Origin of the sequence: Thermosyntropha lipolytica DSM 11003 (assembly GCF_900129805.1) — a bacterium.
GTDB lineage: Bacteria > Bacillota > Syntrophomonadia > Syntrophomonadales > Syntrophomonadaceae > Thermosyntropha > Thermosyntropha lipolytica.
Map to the genome: position 1 here is coordinate 1 of NZ_FQWY01000073.1, position 2780 is coordinate 2780.

General features: G+C 36.2%; 1 protein-coding gene and 1 pseudogene. Both read left to right on the forward strand.

Annotation, left to right across the window (positions count from 1 at the left end):
• Positions 1 to 212, forward strand: a pseudogene (locus BUB92_RS11760) (DDE-type integrase/transposase/recombinase); the annotation flags it as partial.
• A gap of 422 nt (positions 213 to 634) precedes the next feature.
• A complete protein-coding gene (locus BUB92_RS10925) occupies positions 635 to 2332 on the forward strand; it encodes a hypothetical protein (RefSeq protein WP_073093586.1) in 1698 nt (565 codons plus the stop codon).
• Positions 2333 to 2780 lie beyond the last annotated feature (448 nt).

Sequence of the window (2780 nt, forward strand, 5' to 3'; positions counted from 1 at the left end):
TAAGAACTGATAACCGGCCGCAGTTTATGTCAGCTAAATTTGCCAAAACTTGCCAGGAATTAAAATTGATACATGAGAGAATACCCGTAAAAACTCCTAATATGAATGCACATATAGAGGCATTTAATTCTATTTTGGAAGAAGAATGCTATGTTGTAAGTGGATTTACGAATTTTAGAGAAACATATGATATTTTTTTTGAAATTTTTTAATTTTTTCTTTTTTTGCCTTATAAAGCTCTTATAAGCTCTTTTCTTAGATTTTCTTTGATTTGCTCTTGTCCCCTGAATTGATAAAATATTCTATCCATGTTATCTAGTTATCATATCATAGTATTAGACGGTGGTGTTGTGATATGTTTTTGAAGGGGGGTAAAAAGCAGGGTTTTACTGGCGGTATTAGGTATTTTCATAACTGTTATTGCAGGTGCAATCAGTAATATGCATGTATATCAAAAAAATTACTTAGAAACGTAAATTTCTTGATTTAGCTTAAATTTTCTATATATTCGATTTTGGATTTTTTTAGGTTTTTTCTTAATGCGGAAGATAGGTTTATAAAAAAATGAATTAAATAAAAGAATGCTTTTAAGGTAATAAAAAAATAAAAATGTTGAAAGGAGGAGCAAATTGAAATGAGAGATTTAATAGAGAAACTCATGCAGCGTAAAAAACAGCGTAGGAAAATATTTTTTAGAGCTAATAAAAGCAATAGGATAAAACTGATAAGCTTATTTTTAATCATTTTAATGCTGACTGGTTGTGGTTTTCCGAGGGCAATTAATGACCGAAGTTATGAACCGGTAATAATCAATGCAGGTGACAGAATTCCTGAAGATCTCATAAGCGATGTACAGGAAACGATGCTTCTGCTAAATGCAAAATATATAGAAGCGGTAATAAAGACTAACAGCGTTATTTATATGGATCCGAACAGTATTGAATTTGAAGAATGGTCTGTTTATGTTGATAATGCGGCATTTGCCTGGGATGAAGTAATTACATATTCAGAAAAACTTAAAGAATTAGCTGCTGCTATAGGTAATGTTAAAGTATCGGCGAAACCTTTCTCCGGGGGTTTTTCTCTAAGCTGGTTTGATTTTGCAAGTTCTAAAGCTTATGCCAGCAATCGTGATCGTTTTCCTATCAATAAAGAAGTTTTCCTGCCGCTGGACAACCCTCATGACAATATGCTTTACGATGTTTATTTCAGTCAGAGCAATTACGGCAATACTGAAGTAAGTATCGTAGATAAAAAACAGATGGCGAGGAGAATATATGACTCAGCTCCTGCTTATAAAATTGCTATAGAAATGGTAAGTGATTTTTATGGGATTGATGCTGCTGAAGCCCGTAATTTAATTGAAGAAGGATTAAAGCAGCGTGAAAACTGGGAAAATTGGAAAAGGCAGGGGTTAATCACCGGTGAGGTAGTTTCCCGCCTTGGACGCCTGGTACCCTCGACCCTTTTAACAATAGGAGCGGTAGGAGGGGCAGCTGTTGTCGGAACGCCATTAGCAATCACGGCCGGTGCTGCTCTGGCAATCGGGACAGGTGTTTCGTATGGCCTTTCTTTACATGACGAATTAATCTATATAACTGGAGCAATACGTGATAAAAATAATGAAGAAATTGAGAATTACCTGATTTTAAAGAACAACCCTAAAATTGGAATAGCCAAAAGCGTTTTTGACCTCACAACCGCGGTTAAGAGTTTAACCAATATAAAAGACCCGAATAATTTCCTTGTTGTCGCCGACCTCGTGAATCAGGTAATAGATTTGCCAAAGGCACATTCATATGCGTATTTTAACGGAATAAGTGAAGAGTATCTTTTAATGCCTGGAAAATATGTAATTAACGGAAAGCCTTTAACTATAGAAAATTATGACGGCTGGATGCCAATATTCAACGAAGTGGGTTATGAATTTCAGGGATGGAATATGGAAGTACCTGGTATGGTATGGCCCGGTCAATCAGGAATATATAAAGGTACCTTTGAATCTTATATTTACGAAGGAAGAACCTTCAAAGTCCCTATGCAAATTGAGGTATTTCCTGATGGCAGGCTAGCAGGTAGATGGGAAGGCACTGGCTCTTTCCCTGACATTGGTATTATCAGTATATCCACAAGTGGAAGTATCAATGGAGTAATCGATAATGGAATTATAAGCGGTTCGGGTGTGTCCACCGCGACGGCTAATTATGCTAACGGATATACCTATAGTGATTCATCTGATTTTGTATTAAGCGGAAATATCTCCGGTGATTTGATGCAGCTGAAAATGACAGCTGGTGGAAAAACTGAGGAATACACTCTTAAAAAACAATAAAAGATTATTTAGAGGAGGTTAATGCAGGTTTTTGGTTTTTACAGTCTTTTTGACTATGCAACAGTACAATCTTGGAAACTGAGCAACTAAAAGCAAAAACATGGTAAAAATTAGATAACTAAAAGCGGTAAAAAAGGTGACTCGCTTTTAAACTAGCATTAGTGGCTCAATTTTTTATCAGCACAGTAGTCTACTTTTTGCTTGATATTCGCACTTTTGGGTTTAAATCAGGATCAAATGTTATAGCGCAGCGCATGCGAGAAAAAAGGCTTAGCGGCATTAAGGCTGCTAGAGGCCTTTTTTGTTTTGGGGATGGTTTTGGTGATTGGTATTGTCTTGCCCAACTTTAAATGATAGGTGATTGGTCTGGCAGATGCGAGAGATGGAGAGGGGATATAGCTATCTACAGGTGAGTATAATAGAATATATATTAGGAGCGGTAGAAAAA

Excerpts from the sequence above, each read along its gene's own strand:
- BUB92_RS10925 (WP_073093586.1), top strand. The coding sequence starts at position 635 with ATGAGAGATTTAATAGAGAAACTCATGCAGCGTAAAAAACAGCGTAGG.